Source organism: Ferdinandcohnia jepli (assembly GCF_047246645.1).
Classification (GTDB): Bacteria; Bacillota; Bacilli; order Bacillales; family Bacillaceae_L; genus Ferdinandcohnia.
This window is the reverse complement of the sequence record NZ_JBFOKR010000004.1, coordinates 38,353-53,162: the sequence shown is the minus strand read 5'-3', so window position 1 is coordinate 53,162 and position 14,810 is coordinate 38,353. Positions and strand designations below refer to the sequence as shown.

14 protein-coding genes are annotated in these 14,810 nt (G+C 37.0%); 6 read left to right on the top strand and 8 right to left on the bottom strand.

Annotated features, from left to right (window positions below; translation table 11 throughout):
- Window positions 1-56: 56 nt before the first annotated feature.
- Complete coding sequence (locus tag AB3M96_RS05355) at window positions 57-1,031, top strand: M20/M25/M40 family metallo-hydrolase (RefSeq protein WP_412966550.1); 975 nt, start codon at window positions 57-59, stop codon at window positions 1,029-1,031.
- Between the two features lie 34 nt (window positions 1,032-1,065).
- Here AB3M96_RS05355 and AB3M96_RS05350 read toward each other — a convergent pair whose 3' ends face one another.
- Window positions 1,066-1,287, bottom strand: a complete 222-nt coding sequence (locus AB3M96_RS05350) for a hypothetical protein (protein ID WP_412966549.1) — start codon at window positions 1,285-1,287, stop codon at window positions 1,066-1,068.
- 348 nt (window positions 1,288-1,635) lie between these two features.
- Complete coding sequence (locus AB3M96_RS05345; RefSeq protein WP_412966548.1) at window positions 1,636-3,000, bottom strand: VWA domain-containing protein; 1,365 nt, start codon at window positions 2,998-3,000, stop codon at window positions 1,636-1,638.
- A 261-nt stretch (window positions 3,001-3,261) separates the two neighbouring features.
- Between AB3M96_RS05345 and AB3M96_RS05340 the strand changes: the two genes are divergently transcribed.
- The 3 genes from AB3M96_RS05340 to AB3M96_RS05330 all read left to right on the top strand — a co-directional run bounded on the left by AB3M96_RS05340 (window position 3,262) and on the right by AB3M96_RS05330 (window position 6,177).
- Window positions 3,262-4,992, top strand: coding sequence for a methyl-accepting chemotaxis protein (locus tag AB3M96_RS05340; protein WP_412966547.1), 1,731 nt, complete (start codon window positions 3,262-3,264; stop codon window positions 4,990-4,992).
- Window positions 4,993-5,183: 191 nt separating this feature from the next.
- The gene (locus tag AB3M96_RS05335; protein WP_412966546.1) at window positions 5,184-5,693 is read left to right on the top strand and encodes an SMI1/KNR4 family protein; all 510 of its coding nucleotides are present in this window, start codon (window positions 5,184-5,186) and stop codon (window positions 5,691-5,693) included.
- 25 nt (window positions 5,694-5,718) lie between these two features.
- Window positions 5,719-6,177: a DUF2691 family protein gene (locus AB3M96_RS05330; RefSeq protein ID WP_412966545.1), complete on the top strand. Its 459-nt coding sequence runs from the start codon at window positions 5,719-5,721 to the stop codon at window positions 6,175-6,177.
- Window positions 6,178-6,204: 27 nt separating this feature from the next.
- Here AB3M96_RS05330 and AB3M96_RS05325 read toward each other — a convergent pair whose 3' ends face one another.
- The gene (locus tag AB3M96_RS05325) at window positions 6,205-6,642 is read right to left on the bottom strand and encodes a hypothetical protein (protein ID WP_412966544.1); all 438 of its coding nucleotides are present in this window, start codon (window positions 6,640-6,642) and stop codon (window positions 6,205-6,207) included.
- A gap of 184 nt (window positions 6,643-6,826) precedes the next feature.
- A complete protein-coding gene (locus tag AB3M96_RS05320) occupies window positions 6,827-7,996 on the bottom strand; it encodes an SEC-C metal-binding domain-containing protein (protein ID WP_412966706.1) in 1,170 nt (389 codons plus the stop codon).
- Between the two features lie 238 nt (window positions 7,997-8,234).
- Between AB3M96_RS05320 and AB3M96_RS05315 the strand changes: the two genes are divergently transcribed.
- On the top strand, window positions 8,235-9,359 hold the full coding sequence (locus AB3M96_RS05315) for a hypothetical protein (protein WP_412966543.1): 1,125 nt from the start codon (window positions 8,235-8,237) through the stop codon (window positions 9,357-9,359).
- A gap of 73 nt (window positions 9,360-9,432) precedes the next feature.
- Window positions 9,433-9,612 carry a hypothetical protein gene (locus AB3M96_RS05310; RefSeq protein ID WP_412966542.1) on the top strand — a complete coding sequence of 60 codons (180 nt, stop codon included), beginning with the start codon at window positions 9,433-9,435 and terminating at the stop codon, window positions 9,610-9,612.
- A gap of 81 nt (window positions 9,613-9,693) precedes the next feature.
- Here AB3M96_RS05310 and AB3M96_RS05305 read toward each other — a convergent pair whose 3' ends face one another.
- The 4 genes from AB3M96_RS05305 to AB3M96_RS05290 form a co-directional block, all read right to left on the bottom strand.
- Window positions 9,694-11,643, bottom strand: a complete 1,950-nt coding sequence (locus AB3M96_RS05305) for a metallophosphoesterase (RefSeq protein ID WP_412966541.1) — start codon at window positions 11,641-11,643, stop codon at window positions 9,694-9,696.
- Window positions 11,644-11,907: 264 nt separating this feature from the next.
- Complete coding sequence (locus AB3M96_RS05300; protein ID WP_412966540.1) at window positions 11,908-12,444, bottom strand: NUDIX hydrolase; 537 nt, start codon at window positions 12,442-12,444, stop codon at window positions 11,908-11,910.
- 14 nt (window positions 12,445-12,458) lie between these two features.
- Window positions 12,459-13,946: a hypothetical protein gene (locus tag AB3M96_RS05295; protein WP_412966539.1), complete on the bottom strand. Its 1,488-nt coding sequence runs from the start codon at window positions 13,944-13,946 to the stop codon at window positions 12,459-12,461.
- Between the two features lie 167 nt (window positions 13,947-14,113).
- The gene (locus AB3M96_RS05290; protein WP_412966538.1) at window positions 14,114-14,608 is read right to left on the bottom strand and encodes a hypothetical protein; all 495 of its coding nucleotides are present in this window, start codon (window positions 14,606-14,608) and stop codon (window positions 14,114-14,116) included.
- Between the last annotated feature and the right edge of the window lie 202 nt (window positions 14,609-14,810).

Below are 14,810 nucleotides of genomic sequence, written 5' to 3'. Positions count from 1 at the left end.
CAGAAGATATTATTCTATATAAAGAATAAATAGTAAGTTGGGAGGGGTATTTTTTTATGAAGAGTAAATTGGCTCTAGTGGTAATTGCTGTAATGGTAAGTTTACTTGGTTTTGTTGGTGGCGTTTCTGCCGAGGTTACATATCACCCTTCGTTGGCACATAAGGATGGTGCTATGGCGTATGAACATATGAAGTACTTAGCTTACGAAATTGGCCCTAGAACTGCAGGAAGTCAAAATGAAAGAATGGCCGAAGAGTACATCCAAGGACAATTCGAACGTATGGGGCTACAAACGGAAATTCAAGAGTTCACCTATACAAGAAGAGGTACTACTAATTCATCCTCAAACGTTATTGCATATAAACCGGGTAAATCTAAAGAACAGATTATTGTTGGTGCTCATTATGATTCTGTCTCTGCTGGAAAAGGAGTAGATGACAACGCCTCAGGTGTTGGAGTGATGTTAGAAGTAGCGGAGGTATTAAAAAAGATTCCTACACCATATTCTATAGTCTTTATCGCATTCGGAGCTGAAGAAGTAGGATTACGAGGTTCTAATTACTATGCTGACAATATGACTGATGATGAAGTAGCAAGCACAGTGGGGATGATTAATTTAGATAGTCTTGCTGTTGGCGACAAGATGTATGTGTACGGCAGTGGTGGAGCAGATGGCTTCATCCGTGATCAAGCACTTCAAATCGTAAAGAAGAAAAAACTAGATGTCCACACGAACCCAGGTATCAATCCTGAGTACCCTGAAGGAACAACTGGAGATTGGAGCGATCATGCTCCATTCAAAGCGAAAGGTATCCCAATCGGTTACCTAGAAGCAACGAACTGGGAAATTGGAGATTTGGATGGATATACACAAACTGAAAAACACGGCGGTGTATGGCATACTCCAAATGACACGATTGAATTCATCGAAAAAGAATTCCCTGGTAGAATTCAAGATCACCTCTCAACATTTAGTACATTACTAACAGATATGTTGAAGTTTATGAATAAAACTAGTACATCTAAATAAACAAGGTGGGACGGTAACCTGTCCCACTGCACTTTTACGATATTCCCTTTTGTTTCTTCAATAATTCAAATAACTCCTTATTATACCGGTCTACTTCTCCTTCTAGTCGGAATTTATAATGGCGTAATGCCTCTCGGACAACATTGGAATAGTCCCAGTTTCTTAACTCCTTTTCACATTTCTCAAGGTCAAACTTTCTATCGTTTATCATTGCATGTAAATTATTAATTAAAACATCCTCATATTTTTCTTCCACGGTTTCTCCTCCTACCTTTAAACGAATTCCGAAGCTACTTTTTATAAATTTCCCTTTGCCCAAACTAGTTTCATAGTCTCGTTATGGACAAAAAATGAAGAAGTTATACAAGTACAATCTGAAAATTTACGTATAAACCCTTTATTAGTCTATCTAAGTTTGGGAATCAGGCAAATCTCTGTGTTATTTGAAGTAATCCGGCAAACCAGCTTGTTTTTCCGACATTAATTTGTGGTTTTCCGACAATAACTGTATTTTTCCGAAAAAACACAACTGGAATTCGGCAATAAACCAATTTATTCGGACAATCCCATTAAAAATGAAAAAAGAGACAGTCCCCTGTCCCTTCTAATTCCCATTCTTCTTATCAATCGTCTCATTTATCTTTTCATTACCTTCATCTACATACTCACGCCATTCGGCATTTCCACTATCTACGCTTTCTCTCCAAAGGCGATTTCCTTCATCGACCGCGTAACCCCATTTTGCATTCCCGTAATCTACAATTCTTGAAAACATTTTGGAAACTGGATGATCATAATCATCAAACCTTTCCTTTAGGTAGTCCTGTGCTTCCTTCATGCGCTCCTTCTCACGCTCACTTTTTTCTTTCATGCTCTCTTTTGTGCTATACGCTAATTCCTTTTTCTCTTCTTTTAGTTTATACGCTTGCTCTTTTCCAGCTTCTTTCCATTCGTACCATTTCTTCTGAATCTCTTCATATTGCTCTCTCATGTATTCTTTCAGTTCTCGCTCAGAATTTACATATGTAAACTCTCCATTTCCTGCGTCAGCTACTTCCTTTAGTAGTCTCTGCCCATCGTCATCTACATCAAACCCGATAATGTTTACCACCGTCTCAATATCTGCGGAAACCAGATTTTTAGCTTCTTGAACAGGATCTCCATTACAAGTTTCAATTCCATCACTGACAACATATACGACTACATCACCTGCATTTTCAGGGATATCTTCTTTGACAGATTGCAAACCAAGAGCAATTGGCGTCCAGCCAACCGGCTTCACCTTACCCAATGCATCTTGGAATCCAGCCTTTTCAAAACTATCATTATATAAAACTTCCGTGCTTCCACATGATAGTTCTTTATCAGCATCCTTGTTTGAACCTCCATGCCCGTAAACACGCAGTGAAATGGTTGCATTTTCAGGAACCTGCTCTGCAAATTCCAGTACCGCTTCCTTCGCAGCATCCATTCTCGTTTTACTTCCTACCTTTGCCGCCATACTCCCGCTGGCATCAACCAAAATCGCGTAGTGAGCTGATTTTAAAATTGGCGAGTCAACACTTTCATCTGGGCGCTCAATTGAAACATCAACTGTTGGATCAAAATGAAGAAGAGTTTCCATTTCCTTATGATAATCCTCGGCAAATAAATAGAGGAGTTCCTCCATATATTGATCCTCTGTGAGGTCAGCTGGTAATTCATCCAGCACCTCTTTCACTTTTCCTTCATCATATTGATTACCACTAAAAATCCCTGGTTGACGGAGCATCTCCTTCTCTATGTCAGTTAACTCCCGGCCAATGTCTTTTATCTCAAAATACTTCGCTTCTTTAGCTGTATACGTTTCTTTAATTTCTTCTTGTTCAGGTTCTTCTGGTTTCACTTGTGCAGGCTGACTCTCCTCTTTTGAAGAACAAGCCGAGAGCATCATAATCAAAATAACCAAACTAATAAATAACCGCTTCAATACGTGTTCTCTCCTCCCATAAAAAAACTCATAACGATTACATAATACTTCATTTCCACGTCACATTTTCCAATAAATGAAAAAACGGTAAAAAAGTCTGTAATAAACAGGATATCACTACAGACTAAAGTAGGATTTTAAAATTACTTTCATATTAATTGTCAGAAATTAGTCATAGACATCACGCTATTCCCATTTTTTGATGGATGACTTACGGCTCATTGATTTCTATAATCTATTTAGGATAAAAGGGGGAAATTTATGAAAAAGATTAGTAGTAAACTAGCACTTGCCTTAGTAATAGGCTTTTTTGTGGTTCTAATAGGAAATACATATATGCTTTATAAAAGCACACAAAATACAGTGGTCTCATCAGTTGCAAATTTTAGTATTGATATAGCCCAGAACATTGCCGACGGGGTTGATCCTGATAAATACGAAGAGTTCATGGATAATCCTACAGAAACGAAAAACTATTGGGCCCTGAGGGAACAGCTTAATGATTACCGTATAAAGACTGGTGCATTATACGTTTATACATTAAAAGCAGATAAAGAAGAAGTTTTGATAATGGTAGATGGTTTTGAAAAAGATTCTGAACTAGCTTCCGCTATAGGCACACCAACAACTGCTACAACTTTCGAAGATATCGAAAAAACCCTAAATGGTGAAGCAACAAGTACACCAATCGTTCATGATCCTGAGTATGGAGATTATCTATCCGCTTTTGTACCGATTATGAAAAATGATAAGGTGATCGGTATCCTTGGTGTAGATATTGATGCTGCCAATGTGAATGATATTAGTGCAACCGTACTTCGTACAGAGCTTCCAGGTACACTTATTGTAAATACTGTAGTTATCTTAGTTATTATTAGTCTTTTAACGTGGTTTGTTAGTAGGAAACTAAAAGCACTACCAGCCATTAATCATGCAGCGGATCAATTCGCAAAGGGTAATCTTCTAATTGCACAAGAAGAAGTAATGAAGATAAAAGTAAAAGGAAAAGATGAGGTTCAAGAAGTAACCGAGTCATTCAAGCACATGATACAAAATACCATTCAAATGATATATGAGATCAAAGAATCATCTCTATTATTAGTTGAATCAACACATAAAATTAATAACAAAATGCAGTCAATAACGGAAGCAAGTGATGAAATACGCACTAGTATTCAAGAAGTTGCTGGTGCAACAGATACACAAATCAATAGAAGCGAAGAATCCGTTAGAGCAATTGAAGAAATGGCAATTGGCATTCAACGGATTGCAGAAGCATCAAATGATGTTAGCTATCAATCTGGCAATATGAATAATCAGGTAAAAGAAGGCTTTGACGATATCACGTTAATCAATGAACAAATAAATAAAATAAAAGACACCGTCTTTGAATCCTCAAAGGTTATTCAAAACCTGGGCTCTCAAGCAGGAGAAATTGGTACAATTGTAGGACTGATTTCGAGTGTAGCGGATCAAACAAACCTACTTGCCTTAAATGCTGCAATTGAAGCTGCTAGAGCAGGCGAGCATGGTAGAGGATTTGCCGTTGTTTCCCAAGAGGTTAGAAAACTTGCTGAGGAATCAAATAAATCAGCAAAACTTATCGAAGATCGCTTAACACAATTTAAACTTACAATTGAACAAGCTGTTACAAACATGCAAGAAGGTACGGAAGAGGTTGAAAAAGGAACGGTAGCTGTTAGCAATACACAGAATAAATTTATCTCTATTCTAGAAGCTGTCGACCTTGTAACAAGAGAAATCGAAGAAGTATCTGCTGTCACAGAAGAAATGTCTGCAGGATCAGAGGAAATTTCAGCATCGATCGAAGAATTTGCAGCACTCTCAAAAAATACAGCAAACTACTCTAAAAACATGGGTGAATCAACAAACAAACAACTCGAATCAATGGAAACAATCAGTGAACTAACAACATCACTCAACAACCTGGCATCAAAACTTGAAGAATCAATAAAGAGATTTCATATCTAAGCGTAGTGGGACAGCAAATAGGTGGCCCTTCCCTTACTAAAACACAACGAAACAACGCACAGTATTTCCAATGGAATCACTGTGCGTTTTTAATTACAACAATAGCAAAGTACCACGATTTTTGAAGGAATATGTGATGCTTGCATCGAACTATAGAAAATATAGAAATAAAAGGAAATAGGTGAGTATATATGCAGAGTAATGTGTTACTAGATTCCGCGAAAAATCTTATTGAAAGATCAAATTTTAAAACAAGAGTTGCTACGAAAGATGAGATAACATTACTTAAAAAAGAACTAGGTGAAAATCTTCCGGATTGGCTTATTCAATTAATGACGAGTTTCCCTATTTGCAGCAGCCAGCTTTTTATTCCTTATACAGTAGAAGGTGATGACGAGGAGTATGAGCTTCTAATTGACTTACTCGATCCAGAAGAAATGATCGTTGAAAACAAGCATGCAATACCTGGATGTGCGGTATTTGATAGAGGGTATCTATGTATTGGAGTTGAAAGTCGGATAGGTGATTCATATGCAATTAATATTTATGAAGGAAATAATCCCCCTGTTTATTTATTAAATCACGAGTACGGAGAAGAAACCGAGAAAATTATTAACAATAAAGAACTAGTCATCGAACAGTTATCTGACCTGTTCTCACTTGCTACACTGAGGAATCACAGAGAAGAAGGATCTTATTAGATTAGTTTTAAAAGGGGGATTCGTTGTGATACGGGGAATCAGTTTTTTAATTCCAAATGAGTGGGGGAACTATCTACACAAAATATGTAATGGTATCGATATTACAAATTACAGTTGGCGGATAGGTGATGGAGAAATCATTGAGGACACAGATGACCACAGTGATTTGTTTAAAGGATATAACCGTGAAATAAGCGGCACTGAACTAAAATCATTAATAGAATCGAAAAACTACTATACCATTTTTGCTGACTTGCAGGCGTATCCAACTGGAAATATCTCATCGATTGAAACGTATGAAGAATTTATACAAAGCGAATGCGAAATCATAATAATTATTATTGATAGTATTTATACTGCAATCTACTGTAAGAATGCAATAATACGAAAAACTCTGTATCAGAATGCTTTAGAAGCAGGCTTTACTAATATTGAGTACATATCAGATGAGAATGATTTTAGAACACGAATAACGGCTTGGTAAGACAAGGGAACATAGAATAAAAGGTGTTTATTGAGATATTTCCCAACTAAAGTCTTCAATTAATATATTCATATAAAGATCCATTGCTGTTTCTGTAAAGTAGCGCTTATTATTGATCGTCATGCTCTCCTCATCAAAGCCTATTTCGTATGTATCTTTATTCGTTTTGATAAGTAAAACATTATCTAATATTGGTGGATTGTTGTATACAGTTATTTCCTTCCTAAGTTTTATCTGTGCATCTATTAACTTATCTATCATTACAGGGTCGCTTATTGTAGCAGAAGCAGTTTTCTTTATAAGCCCAAGTTTCGTGTGAACTTCTACCTGTTCTACTTTCTCATCTTCCTCGATTAACGTTGCAAGAAGTTCTTCATAGGTTGTTGTCGTTAATAGTTTGAAAAATAAACCCCCAACTAGTAGGGAACAACCCAACACTATTTGTAATATCCTTTTTTTGTCCATTTAACAATACTCCGTTTCAGTTATTGTATTATTCAACCCTACTATTCTAATTGCAAAAACTACAACTAGTTATCATAAGTTTATCATAGGTTTCTATATATGGTAATAAATCCCTAAACAAAACAGAGTAAATTCATAAGCGAATTACTCTGTTTTTTAAAACCACTTATTTCTTTTATGTTTTTTATTTCCCACAACACTTCTTATATTTCTTCCCACTTCCACATGGACATGGGTCATTTCTGCCCACTTTATTTGTGTTCAGGGTAGGTACATTGTTAGGCTGCCCCTGCTGGGTTTCATTTCTGTAATCTAATTCTCTGTTTAATGTTTCTTGTTTCCACAACATCAACTCTGGATGTTTCTCACCTAAAATCATGTAGGTACTGTATGCAGTCATTTCAAGGTCAACGAGCGAGGTTGTATACTCATTTTCCATGTGAGCACTTATAGTCGGTAACGCCTTTTTCGAAAAATGATGGCAAAGTGCTTCAATTAAAAGCTCCTGGTCTTCTAATTCTTCCGTTACCTGATATGCCTCGATCAGCACTTCCACAGCAAGGTCTGTTTTGATGTTCTCTACAACAGAGGCAGCAAAAATCATCGTTTCAGGATTTTGCAAATAAGGGACAACCGCCCTAACAACCTCATCCGACTGAAATTGAATTAATGCCTCCGCAACCTCTTCTAACAAAGTATCTTCCTCGCGTCCCAACAAGCCAACTAACAAAGGAATATATTTTTCATGTTTCAGTAAACCAATCATATAAACATGAAAAATCCCATTAATGGAGAACCAATCTGATTCCAGCTCTTCAGCTAAAATAATATCGATTTCACGCTCATTTATCCAGCCATTCTTTACAAGACACGCAGCCAGCTTTTTCCCTCTTATATAAAGGTCTTGCCTGAAGCTTTCAGCATTCTCGATATCGTTTAAAACTTGGCCATATTCCATATAAACATCTTCTTCTGTTCCGTTTACGATAAGTTCGTACAATTCCCATGTTTCTTCTGGAATATACTGCTCTAGGTGTTTTCTATACGTAATAGCAAGATCCGGTTCCACATTGTCTAATAATCGTAGAGCTAAATGGAGGCTGTCTTGCTCCATCGCAGGAATATGATCTAGTATCACACGTAGCGCTTCTTCCTTTATTTCCTGATTCGAAAGATAAATTAATATAGAAGGTAGCTTCTCACTCTTTGCGAAGGCTTCTTTCAATAATTCAACTATCCACTCTTCAGGCACTCTCGGGTAATCGTGAAGTGCCTGCAACACAGTTTCCTGAACCAATATATCTTCACTAATTACATACGGTTTCACTTTATCTAAAAATGTCACAAAAAACATCCTTTCAAATTCCAAAAATGCTTATCCCCACAATAGTATCAAAAACTGAGTTACATGGACAGGTCCTTGACCTACTAGCCACTTCTACATCTACAGAAAAAGCTGAACGCCAACAAATTTTAAGTGTCTTTATTCATTTTATATAGTAAAATATTACTATTATTTTACTATTTTTGGTTATTTTTCATTTCTACACGTAAGCTTTCCATTCAAAATACTATAGTTCGGAGGAACAACGTTGAAGAAACTCCTATTTACTTTACTATCCATATTAGTCATCTTGGTTTCCTACTCTAACAAAGAGACTGTTGAAAAGGCCCCGGAACCTAAAGAGGCCGAAATAGCAGAACCAATCGTTGAAGACCTACCAGAAGATACTTCCGAAACATCTATTAAAATATTTAAATCAAATGAAGATGGCAGTTTTAATGTAGATGAATCGATTGATTTGGATGGAGATATGATTCCAGAAACACTGCTAATAAGTGGTGGCAGTTTAGGTGACGATTACATAGGTGAGATTTTACTCTCAGTTCAAAAAGGAGAAGAAACGTATCAAGTAGACTTATACAATGAAGGCTCTACTACGTTTTATGTTCATGACTTGAATAGCGATGGAAAACTTGAAATTACTTTTAATGGCGGATACCGAATAGGAGTAGTGAAGTTATACGTTCTAACCGATACAGGTTTACAAGTGACACAAGATGACATTTCGGGTTGGGTTGAAGAAATTACTACTAACGAAATAATCACAGATCGTGGTACATACACGTTCGATGGCACTACTCTTCTAGACCAGCTTGGTAATACAGTTGCTAGTTTAATAGATACTCACTTGATTGCCGAATATCAAGAAGAATATCAAGAAGTAGAAGAGGAGCAAGTTAGCAATGTTGAAATTGAAGTTGTAGAAGAACAGCCCATTGTTCCTGCACCGACTCCTAAAGATGAAGCCACCCTTACATATGAAGCAGAAATAAATGAAATACTTAGCGAATTGTATACTATCAATTCTTACTTCAATGAAGTAATCGCTAATGGGTATCCAGGGGAAGATTACCTTGAACTAGCTGACGTCATGACAAGTATAGCGCTCAAGAACCATTCTTTGGAAATGATAAAATATGAAGGGAAAATCCCACCTTCATATTATGATGCACATGATGATATGTCTCGCGCATTAGGGTACTATGTAAAATCAGCAGAAATTCTAGCTGCTTTGTGTTATTCAAACGGTAGTATCGGAGACTATCATATACGGGAATTCGAGGAAAAATACGCAACTAGAATAGACCTTGCGATTTCTTATCTAGGGTATGCAATGGATGATTATATAGAGAATGGGTTTGTGGTGGAGTAGTAGAGTAATATATAAAACTTTACTATACAACGGAAATAGGATTACAATACTATCAAAGATAGAGGCGATACTTGTGAAACTTAGTAAACTAAACATAGTAGGTTGGTTACTCTTACTAATCTGGGGTATTAGTGGTATCTTGTTTAAAGAAGAACTATCAATCATTACTACTAGTATTGGCGGGCTACTCTTTTTAGTTACCGGATTATCTCTGGCTTTTTACAAAGTTAATAACAGAAGTAAATCTAATTAATTACTACTAAAAGTAAAGGCATTTGGGAATACGAGATCTCCCAAATGCCTTTTTCGACAATAAGTCCTTCTAAACAAACTTTTAGCCAACCCATAAGCCTGAGTCATTGAAATAATACCAAACTCCGTCTAGTATAACCCAACCGGTTTGCATAACCCCAGTCTCATTCATATAGTACCAGCCTTTACTCAAAGAAACCCAGCCTGTTTTCATAACTCCTACATTGTCTAAATAATACCAGGCAGACCCAAGTTGAATCCAACCCGTCTGCATTGCTCCGGTTTTATTCAAATAGTACCAATTGCTACCTTCCTTGATCCAACCGGTTTGCATTTCGCCTTTTTTATTCAGGTAATACCAGGTACTGCCGTCCTTTAACCAACCTGTCTTCATAGCGCCATTACTACTCAGATAATACCAAACTGTTCCTTGTTGCAACCAACCTGTCTGCATGATACCATTGCCATTTAAATAGTACCAATTACTACCGTCTAATACCCAGCCTGTTTGCATCCACCCATCTTGATGCAGGTAGAACCAATTCCCGTCAATTTGAATCCAACCTGTTTTCATAGCTCCAGTTGAATCTAAAAAGTAACGTTTATTATTAACAGAAATCCAGCCAGTCTGCATTTTGCCATCTTGGTCCAAGTAATACCAGTTCTTATCGTCAAAAACCCAGCCGACTTTTTTCACTCCTGTTTCAGGGTCATAATAATACCAACTACCATCACTTTTAACCCAACCACTATATCTTTCAGTTTTAAAGGTAACGTTAAGTGGTAAAGATTCATTTTTCCACCCATCTACCGCTATTACTTCAACACTGTATTCCGTATCAGGTTCAAGATTAGTAAGTTTTATAGGTATGTTACTAGATTCTGAGTCTTTCCAGAACTGGGTATATTTTGAATCTATCTTTTCTCCATTTGCTAAAATATCATATCTCTCAACAAGGGAGTTATCAATTGCCTTACTTAATTCCAAAGTAGCAGTTGTTGAAGTAGTCGTAACTGTATAAGTAGCATCTGAATTAAACCTTGGAGGCTCTTGATCAACATGCGTTTTTTCAAAAGGCACCTTAATCTCGTATTCGCCAATCCAAGTGCGTTTCGTAAAATCCCTTGCTTTTATCATTACCTTATCTTGATATACATTAACTAACAGTCCTTGTGAACCATCCACATATCCACCATCATAGTACATATATTGAAGTGCACCAGTATTAACCATTGTAAAGCCATCCTGATAGACTGTTCGTGGATGATTTAATAGGTAATGACTGTGCCCTGAAAATAATATCACTTGAGGATATTTTTCCAATATACCTTTCAATCTATTATCTACGCCACCGCCATAAAGATCGCTGCCAAAGACTGTTCCCGAAATAGGCTGATGTAAAAAAACAAAAATAGGTTTACTTGGGTCTTCATTAATTGGTAACGTATCTTCCAACCAATGATATTGATCCTCTGAAAAAATAGGCGAATTATTAGGACCAAGACTCTCGTTGCCTAAAACAATAAAATGATAATCCTTTATCCATTTATCATAATACACATTTGGAACACCAGTATTTTTTATAAACCGGTCTACCAGTGTGTCATCTGTTAAGTCAGGATTAGGCCAATATAAAGGTTCAAAGAACTCATGATTACCCATTGTAATTATTTTTTCAATACCTAAGGGTGTATAGTTTCTGTTGGTAAGAATGGACATGAATTCTTCATATTGAACGTCAAGTCCCTGGTTTGTTATATCCCCTACTGTTGCAATGGCTTGATATCTTGGGGAGATTCCTTTGAGATCAAGTAAAGCATTTTTGAACTTAGCACTTTGACTTTCATCACATGAAGTTCCATTCCATAATGGTTGCATTTTACTACATATATGGATATCACTAATCACTGGAAACTCTAATAGGGGCAAACTCCCTTGATTTGTATTCTCTTGTGCAGTAGTTGCAAAAACAGTTGAAGAAAACCCCAGTATACTTAGTGCTAAAATAGTAATATAAACTAATTTTTTCATAAATTACCTTCTATTCTACTAGATTATTAAATGAATCAAAACTCATCTTACACTAATTTTCAGGTGTTGTCTTTGCCGCTTTTTTCCTATTTTTGCTTTCACAAAAGTTGATATCACTATTTATTTTTCACCGGAGAATTTATTATTATTCATTTTAGTAGTAGGGAATATGCTGGCTGAAGTCTAACGAACTTAATGACAGTATACCCTGTCCAACACCATAAAAAATAGGTCAGAGGAATATGTCCCTCTAACCCACAACCACTACCTAAACTTCCCACTCTTCACCAAATACCTCAATACAGCAGCCAATCCTCCACCATGCTGAAATTCACCTTTGGCTACTAAATCCAATAGTTCCTCGATACTTACTTTATGAACATCAATTTGCTCGCTACTTTCTAATGCTTGCTTGGATTCTACTAAATCGCTCGCTGCAAACAGAAAGATTTCTTCACTAGTAGATCCAGCTGATGGATGGAAGCTTCCTAATGAAGTCCAGGTTTGTGCAAGATAACCGGTTTCCTCTTCCAGTTCCCGCTTCGCTGTATCTAATGGAGATGCGTCCTCCACGTCAATCATCCCTGCAGGAATTTCCCATTGCCAGCTGTTCACGGCATGGCGATACTGTCGCAAACAAAGTACATGGCCATCATCCGTGATTGGCAGCACACATACACCTTTTGCAAAATCTATGTATGAGAAAGTAATCTCTTTATCGTCTGGTAACTTTACTTGTTCTTTTACGATTTTAAACCGACCAAATTTTTCTAATGTACTTGTAAGTACCTTCCAAACCATTGTTCTTCCTCCAATCATCTTACTTCAAGTGGGTGTCTGTCTAGGAAAGACCAGTCCCCGCTGTTGACAACATCTAATGTGTCCCATTCTTTTATCTCTTCCGAAGTAAAAAACGCACTCCCTTGGTACGGAAGCTCATAGGTTAAGATTCCTCTTATTTCTGTTGCATACCAGGGTAGCTCCTGTTTGTTGTTCTCAACAATGTTTTTAAGTAGTTTCAGCGCTGCAATTTTCGTCATTGGTGCGCTATAGCCATAGACCGATATGACGTGAATAGCACCGACCGAGAACGAAAACACTTCCGCACTTGCACGATTTTTATCTTCGACTTCACGACCAACAAGCTCCTTTTTAATCCCATATACGAGGCTCTCTGTACCGACTTGAAACTTTGTCATCCGATAATCGTCAAATGCATTTTCTGCAATTCCAATTGTACAAGCAGAGTTCTCCCAACGGGCACGGTTTACAAAATACACGAGTGCAAGATTCTGTTCAGCACCTCCAAGAGAAAGTACCGTTTCTTTCTGTAAAATTGAATCATCGACCGGCAGAGCAATAAATCGTTTCACCGGAAGGCGCAGTTTCTTATTTCTGAAATCCCGAAACCAACGAAAACTCCTTTTGCCAACTCCATCAAGGTACTCAATGTCCACCACTTCCATTTTTCCTTCTGCCGAAAAAGCGAGCGAAGCCGGTGAAGAACAAAGCTTCAACAACTCAGTTGCCATTTTTCGATCATGATCAGGTAGTTGTTTATTAAAAGAGACCTGTAGATTTTCGTTTCCAAACCACTTTTCTCCTAGCAATGTTTTGAAAAAGCTGCTAACAAACAAGATACCAAATACAGAATGGCTTACCTTCAATGTCCGTTGTTCCAACGCATATTGCGCATCTTCTGCGTGACTTGTTAACGTTTGAATCGCGTACTCTTTAAAGAAACGACGGTACAACCTTCTTATTTTTATGTATTCTCGCCATGTTCCATTCCACTGAAGCGTGATAGTATCCACAGCTTTTATTTGGAAATAGGGCTGTCCCGTGTAAACAAAGGAAGCATTATGATTCGTTAATTTAGCTGCAGGTAAAAGAATTTGTGAATCTGAAGGATTAGCTCCTAATGTATACCATAAATCAGCTGGATGTTTTGGCGCCTTTTCTGACCAGGCGTATCTATAATAAGACAATAGATTGAAAATCTCCTTTGTAATAGCCTGAATGGTATGTTTAATATTCGCCAGTTCCCAAATGATTAAAATAACAGACACAAGCAATGCCCAATTCAGAGCTGGCTCCATTGGTTCAAAGTCCTTTAACTTCCCCATGACATCTAATACATTTTTTAAAATCGTAAACAGCAGAAAGATAGATAAATAGAAAAAGAACTTTTTTCGACTTTTCCCCGCCTTAATCAGTTTCTTAATATCCTTATCTGAGTTTATTCTTCGCTGAACCTTCAGCATCATGCCTTTATCAAAATTATTGCCACCAAGAAATAACATGCTCTAGTACTCCTTATTAATAGGTAATTCTTATTATAAAGTAGATTCCCTTTATTAGGCATTTTTTTCTGAATTTAGTTTTCGCAAGTGGAAAAAGAGCCTTTTCCTGAAATGGATGGCTCTTTTAAGCTAAAGATTCGTTGGGAACAAAAGAACCGTCCCCATATTTACAAGTTGTTATCAGTTATTTTTGTAATTTCAACATCATATTCTTCAGCAAGCTTATTAATTTCATATTCATAGTCCCTCATCATTTTACGTGCTGTTGCGAGCATCTCATTTACTTCATTAATTTCGCCTGCGTCTTGGTTTTCTATAGCAAAGATAAGTTTCGTAAATGCACCATGTTGAATATTCGCAGCCTCAATATACTGTTCATGCAAAGAACGTATTTCTTCAGATTCAGGCTTTATTGCTTCTAGTCCATCAATAAATAATAGATACTGAGGTACAATTTCTTCAGTTAGCGCCATATAGACAGTATAGTCATCAGTATAATTCGCACCAGTTACACTGTCATATGCGGAAACAGCTTGCATTTCAAGTTCAGCTAACGCTGACATATCATCATTGATATAAGTTAGGAACTCTTCTTGGACAGGATCTGAACAACCGACTAACAGAACAAAAAGCACACTGAGTATTCCAAGTAACTTCTTCAATAGGGCCCCACCTTTTCTCACTTTTTATTACAGCCACTTCTCATCTTTATGCACGATTAGGATGTTTGTGCCTGCCTCCTGGTGGGGATAAGCAATAAGTATGGATTTTTGGTGTCCTATTTGTATGAAAATATGCTAATTCGGCAATAAAAACAATAATCCGGTAGTTTGCAGGGATTTCCGACAATAATCAATAATAATC